The sequence below is a fragment of the Chryseobacterium sp. MDT2-18 genome (genome assembly GCF_030815285.1).
In the GTDB taxonomy this organism is placed as follows: domain Bacteria; phylum Bacteroidota; class Bacteroidia; order Flavobacteriales; family Weeksellaceae; genus Kaistella; species Kaistella salivictor.
Genome location: NZ_JAUSWQ010000005.1, coordinates 272,896 through 279,129 on the forward strand (window position 1 = coordinate 272,896; position 6,234 = coordinate 279,129).

The 6,234-nt window shown below is 37.0% G+C and carries 6 protein-coding genes; 1 reads left to right on the forward strand and 5 read right to left on the reverse strand.

Going from position 1 to position 6,234, the window contains the following annotated elements:
* Positions 1–52 precede the first annotated feature (52 nt).
* The gene (nadD, locus tag QF004_RS07695) at positions 53–637 is read right to left on the reverse strand and encodes a nicotinate (nicotinamide) nucleotide adenylyltransferase (RefSeq protein ID WP_133441039.1); all 585 of its coding nucleotides are present in this window, start codon (positions 635–637) and stop codon (positions 53–55) included.
* A gap of 234 nt (positions 638–871) precedes the next feature.
* Here nadD and QF004_RS07700 point away from each other — a divergent pair, with 234 nt between their 5' ends.
* Positions 872–2,374 carry a hypothetical protein gene (locus QF004_RS07700; protein WP_307424633.1) on the forward strand — a complete coding sequence of 501 codons (1,503 nt, stop codon included), beginning with the start codon at positions 872–874 and terminating at the stop codon, positions 2,372–2,374.
* A 51-nt stretch (positions 2,375–2,425) separates the two neighbouring features.
* Here the strand turns inward: QF004_RS07700 and QF004_RS07705 are convergent, their stop codons facing one another.
* The 4 genes from QF004_RS07705 to QF004_RS07720 form a co-directional block, all read right to left on the reverse strand.
* Positions 2,426–3,424 carry an MlaD family protein gene (locus QF004_RS07705; protein WP_133438913.1) on the reverse strand — a complete coding sequence of 333 codons (999 nt, stop codon included), beginning with the start codon at positions 3,422–3,424 and terminating at the stop codon, positions 2,426–2,428.
* 1 nt (position 3,425) lies between these two features.
* The gene (locus QF004_RS07710; RefSeq protein ID WP_307424636.1) at positions 3,426–4,142 is read right to left on the reverse strand and encodes an ABC transporter ATP-binding protein; all 717 of its coding nucleotides are present in this window, start codon (positions 4,140–4,142) and stop codon (positions 3,426–3,428) included.
* Positions 4,143–4,178: 36 nt separating this feature from the next.
* Complete coding sequence (locus QF004_RS07715; protein WP_307424639.1) at positions 4,179–4,961, reverse strand: ABC transporter permease; 783 nt, start codon at positions 4,959–4,961, stop codon at positions 4,179–4,181.
* A gap of 888 nt (positions 4,962–5,849) precedes the next feature.
* A partial coding sequence (locus QF004_RS07720) for a transposase (RefSeq protein WP_307424642.1) occupies positions 5,850–6,234 on the reverse strand: 385 nt, incomplete at its 5' end.

Sequence of the window (6,234 nt, forward strand, 5' to 3'; positions counted from 1 at the left end):
AAATATTTTCACGGACTTTAATAATCATAAAACTATTGTGATTTAAAATTTCCTATTTATAAAAATTACTTCCGTCCAGATACTCAAAAACTTCAGGCGGCAGCATCGGCCTCACATTCTTTCCGTCTTTAATCATCTTGCGGATTTCAGTGGCAGAAAGTTCGATAATAGGCGCTTTAATTAAAGAAACATTTTCGTGTTGTAGATATTCGTGCGCTTCTTTCGACTCCTCAAAAACTCTTGGATAAACGATGATCTGATGGTTTTTAATTAAAGTTTCTGCGTTTTTCCATTTTGAAAGACCGTTTAAATTATCTTCGCCCATAATTAAGGAGAAGGAATAATCCGGATATTTCTCGTGCAGATAAGTCAAAGTATCGATCGTATAACTCGGAATGGGCAAAGAAAACTCAACATTGGAAGCCCGCATTTTCGGATAATTCTTCACGGCAAGCTGCACCATATCCAAACGGTTATGATCTTTCAGTAAAGATTTTTTATCTTTAAACGGATTTTGCGGACTGACCACAAACCAAAGCTCATCCATATCCGTATTTTCAACAATATAATTTGCCAAAATCAAATGACCAATGTGAATGGGATTAAAACTCCCGAAAAATAAACCAATTTTTTTCATAAATAAAAGTACTGAAATGCGCAAAGTTAAGCGCCATTTCATTGAAAACAGTTAATTTGATAAAGATAAAAAAATATTGCTGAACATATAATAAACGCCCACAAATTGAGTTCAAACAAAGAAACAATTTTATTGAAAACCCTATTTCACTTTTTTTTCCTTTTTTCCTGTGTTTTTCTTAAAGCGCAGACAAAAGAATATTGGTTAATCGACGTACAGACGAAAAAAAAGACGATGGCAAAAGATTCTGCTTCTGCGGTGAAATTCCTGGATTCTTTAACCCAAAACCATTACTATTTTACCGAAATAAAAAAAGTAAAAAGAGAAGGTAATTCAACACAAATCTACTTTAATAAAGGAAAAAACTACAATGAAACACAGGTCAAACTTTCCGGTGAAATTGTAAAGAGCTTTAAATATAAACCGGAGTTTTTCACCAAGAATTTAGATTCTTTAAAAAAGGAAATCAGCGAAAAATATAGAAATCAGGGATTTGTTTTTAACCGCGTAAAATCTGAATTTAAAGGGCTGAAAGAGGAAATTGCACAAATTGAGATTTCTGTCGCTAAAGGCGAACAAAGGAAAATTGACGGCATTGTTTTGAAAGGTTATGAGAAGGTTCCGCACCGTTTTGTGAAGAATTTAGAAAAGGAATATCAGGGGAAAAGCTATCAGGAACAAACGTTAGCCAACTTGGCACAGTCGCTGCAAAATCATCCTTTTCTATTATTGGAAAAACCACCGCAAACTTTATTTACCAAAGATTCTACTCAGGTTTTTCTTTTTCTGCAAAAGAAAAAATCCAACTCGTTCGACGGCGTTATCGGTTTTGGAAACGATAAAACGGAGAAATTTACTTTCAACGGAAGTCTTAATCTGAACTTTAGAAATATGTTTAATGGTTTCGAAACGGTAAATATTTTCTGGCAAAGAAATCCGGACAAAGGCCAGACTTTCGATTTGCAAAGTGATAGTCCTTATTTGTTTAAATCAAATATTGGTGGGAATTTTAAAGTCAATATTTTCCGTCAGGATTCTACTTATGCGAACGTAAAATTAACGCCGGCTTTCTATCTGCATTTGCGGAATAATCAGAAAATCGGATTGCGGGGAACCTTTGAAACATCCACCGTTCTAGATTCTCTGTACGTTCAGGGAAGAGATTACGATAAAAAAGGAATTGGAATGTGGTACGATTATTCCCAACCATCCGATGTTGAATTATTTCTCTTCAAAACCCGTCTCCGTGCCGAAGCTGATTATATCGCGACCAGTTATACGGCCGAAAATATCAACGCCAGCCAAACCAATTATTTCTTTTCGGGAGAAAGAAACTTCCATATTTCCGGGAATAATTATTTAAATTTAAGAGGAGAAACTGCGCTTCTGAATTCCAAAAACGATTTTGCGGTCAACGAATTATTGCGGTTCGGAGGTTGGAATTCTTTCCGGGGATTTAATGAAAATTCGCTGTACGCTGACTTCTATTATTTCGGAACTGCCGAATATCGCTACCTGGTCGGAAATCAGGCGTTCTTCGATGTCTTCGGCCAGTACGGCGAACTGCACAATAAAAACTTAGGACTAAAACCGAAATTGTACAGTTTGGGATTAGGTTTTAATTTTATTCTGCCAATTGGTTTAATGAGTTTTCAAATCTCCAATGGGAGTGAATTTGGAAATCCTATAAAATTCGGCGACACCAAAATCCACTGGGGAATTTTGAGCAGGTTTTAAAATAAAATGAAATTACTTTTCTATTGCTAAGGAACTAATCAACATTAAAAATTATTTTAATTTACTGCGTTTGATACTGTCCTTTTTTTTCTGTTCTGCCTGCTTTCTAAAATAGCCACGGAAAAGGAAATTGTGTTTTAGGGCTTCCAAATTATCGTTCAGTTTTTCGGTGGCTTTCTTGATATTAACCATCGTTGAATCTATATTTTTTGGTAAATCCTGATCCCCGGTAATATAATTGAGTGCACCTTTTCCGGATTTCATTTCCCTGATGTAATCATCCAGATTTTCCGTCATATCATTGATATGATTACTTGATTGCTCAAGATTGGCAAATACTGTTTTAATTTGTTCAGCCGATTCTTTATCACTCAGCAGCACTGCAGCAGCACTTTGGTCATAATTTACTTTAGAAATAATGGTATTTATTTTGGCAATCGCAGCAGAAGTACCCGCAGTCGATTTTTCGATCTGAGCCACGGACTTGCGGATGTTTTTTGCCATCAATGTATCACTCAGCATGATTCCCATTGTCCCTTTGCCTTCGAGAATTTTATGGGTAATTTTTAATAAATCCTGGGTCAGCAACGCGGCGTTTTTGTTGGTTTTACTCAGGGTGGCAAGCATCTCATCAGTCGCAATCCTGAAGCGCACATGAATTGTATCTCCGGACACTACCCGCCTTGCGTTCGGATTTTCTCCAGGAACGATGTTCACCACCATGCTGCCAACCAAACCATCGGAAGCAACTGAAGCAACTGCATCTTTCCTAATGAAGCGGCCTGCTTTTGCATCCACCGACATTTGAACTGATATTCTTCCTCCTTTCATCATTTCAATATCGCTGACTGTGCCTACATTCACACCGGAATAGCGTACATAATTTCCCGACTGCAATCCATTTACGTTCGTGAAAACAGCATAAAGCTTAATGGTTTTACTAAACATCTGCTGTTGCTGGCCAATGAAATAAAGGGCAGCAATAAGAAGTACGGTTCCGACCACTACAAAAATACCGACTTTTACTTTCTCTCCAGATTTTTCCATCATTTTAGTTTTTAAAGAATGCCCGCACTTTTTCGTCTTTAGAAGCAGAAAGTTCCGCAAAAGTTCCTTCAATATAATTAATGCCATCGATCAGCAAAATCATTCGGTTCGCGATTACCCTTGCACAATCTACATCATGAGTGATGATGAGCGACGAAGTACGGTATTTGTCCTGGATCGTCCGCATCAGTTGGATAATTTCCTTTGCTGTGATTGGATCCAAACCTGTTGTGGGTTCATCATACATAATAATTTTCGGTTTCAGAATTAATGCCCGCGCCAATGCCACCCTGCGCTGCATGCCACCTGAAAGTTCGGAAGGCATCAAATCGATGGCATTTTCCAAACCGACATTAGACAAAGCTTCTCTAACCAAAAATTCGGTTCCCTGAAAATTTTTAATTTTATCTTTATGATGCCGCAGGGGAAATTCAAGATTTTCGCGAACGGTCATCGAATCATACAGTGCGCTTCCCTGAAAAAGAAAACCGATCTCGGTACGCAACATATCCAGTTCGTCATGTCCCACTGCAGTAATATCGTGATCATTAATAGTGATACTCCCGCTATCGGGCTGCATCAAACCCACAAGACATTTAATCATTACCGATTTACCCGCACCCGATTTACCCATGACCACTAAGTTTTCTCCTTCATAGAGTTTCAGGTTGAAACCATTAAGCACATGATTGTCACCAAAACTTTTATGGAGGTTTTTCATCTCCAGGACGACTTTTATGTTTTTTACGGTATTCATTTACACATCAAAAAAAATATCGGTTACAAATACAGCAATAAAATCAATGATAAACAAAAGCATCGATGTATACACCACAGCAGAATTAGATGCATCTCCTACTCCTACAGTACCATTGGAGCAGTTGTATCCTTTATAACAACCTACCAGACCAATAGCAAACCCAAAAAAATAAGTTTTTATCGTTGCCGGAATAATATCGCTAAAACTAAGTGCACTGAAAACTTTGTTGAAATAGAGCATATAAGAGACATCTCCTTTCATATTTTCAATAATAGCCGAACCCAGCAGCGAAACAGCATCTCCCATAATGACTAAAAGCGGCAGCATTAACGTGGTGGCTACGATCCGCGTAACGACTAAATATTTAAAAGGATTGGTGCCGGAAACTTCCATAGCGTCGATCTGCTCAGTAACTCTCATAGAACCGAGTTCGGCCCCAATTCCCGATCCGATTCTGCCGGCACAGATAAGGGCGATAATTACTGGGCCGATCTCACGAACGATCGAAATACTGACCATATCCGGCATCCAGGATTGCGCGCCAAACTGTATCAAAGTCGGCCGCGATTGTAATGTAAATACCAGTCCCAAAATAAAACCCGTAACTCCCACCAATAATAAGGAACGGTTTCCCATATTATAACATTGCCGAATAAGCTCCTTAAACTCAAACGGTGGCTTGAAAACTTCCCTGAAAAAGCGTCCCGCAAATAAAGTCATATCTCCTATTTCGGAGAAAAATGTTTTTGCGTTAGCCGATATGGAATTTGGATTGAACATACAAAAAATGTATTAATCAAAGTTAGTAATTATTCAGGCTAATTATAATGACTTTATGAAAGTTTAATACTGTGGAAATTTTATTAAAAAAAGCAAAAATGATATTTTATCGATTTTCAAATCAAATAATATTATTGAAAATCATATTTAACCGAATGTTTTTCACGAAGGTTTACCTCTCCGAAAAATAAGCAGTCTGTATTTTGAAATGCGGAATCTTTTTATCTACCTACAATCAATTTTGAAATAGTATTTCTAAAGGTTCAGCATTATGCGACGAATTTCAGAGTAAGTTTCTATCGAAATCAATGGTAATTTATTTAGGTGGATCAGCCGTTTTATACCCTTTCAATTTTACCACAATCTACTTCACATAGTTCCTTACGGATAAATAACAATCTATTTACACGAAAAAAACAACGATGCAGAATACTTTTAAAAGAACTGCTATTGTCCTGGTCTATATAGAAATCATTTAACTGCAATTCGTGTGGTTCCGTTTATTAATCACTTCCGACGTTTGAGGAAATCAGGTGTTGTTTTAACTTGAAAGCAAGTTGGTTGTATCATCCAGGTTTTCCAGACAATGTATATTTAAAGGTTTAAAATCCATTTTTCAAATCATCGTCAAAGTTTTCATCTGGTGTGTTCCATCTTTCTACCAGGACAAAATTCTTTCCACAGGTGCGTAACGTGAGCAATAATCAAAATGAACGTATTTTGGGACGAGATAAACTGGCGACTAGTTCACTCTTTTCAATGAGTTTAGAGTACAAAAAGGTAGTGTCTTAAAGAGTGTGTAAAAAAAATGTTGTCGTTGTTGTTGATTTGGTTTAGAAATGTGGGTAACTTTAAGCGAAGCGTAAAAAAGTTATCCATATTTCTAAATCAAACCGCTACTTCTATTATTTGCTTTTTTTTAAGTTCCTCTATTTCTCGAAACGCTGTTACTGGATAACTGTAAGATTTATATTCTTTTTCCATCGCAACAGAACCCATTAAAAAAAGTATTGATTCTGGACTAGGCATCGCTCCACGCATTTTTAAAACCCTTTTGTAATCCCTGTTCAAGCGCTCGATCCAGTTCGTTGTATAAATCATTCGCTGGATCGAGGGTGGACCTTCTGTTGGATGATTGACAATACTCAGAACTTCTCTTGATCCGTCTTCTTTGATCTCCAAAATCGTGTAATAACCTTCTTTACTAACTGATTTGTCTCTTCGTGTATGTACAAAAGTAGCATCAATGTAAAGTACCAAATAATGTGATTCT

Bases quoted from the DNA above. Each gene is read 5' to 3' on its own strand.
- nadD (WP_133441039.1), bottom strand. From the start codon at position 637: ATGAAAAAAATTGGTTTATTTTTCGGGAGTTTTAATCCCATTCACATT.
- QF004_RS07700 (WP_307424633.1), top strand. From the start codon at position 872: ATGGCAAAAGATTCTGCTTCTGCGGTGAAATTCCTGGATTCTTTAACC.
- QF004_RS07705 (WP_133438913.1), bottom strand. From the start codon at position 3,424: ATGATGGAAAAATCTGGAGAGAAAGTAAAAGTCGGTATTTTTGTAGTG.
- QF004_RS07710 (WP_307424636.1), bottom strand. From the start codon at position 4,142: ATGAAAAACCTCCATAAAAGTTTTGGTGACAATCATGTGCTTAATGGT.
- QF004_RS07715 (WP_307424639.1), bottom strand. From the start codon at position 4,961: ATGTTCAATCCAAATTCCATATCGGCTAACGCAAAAACATTTTTCTCC.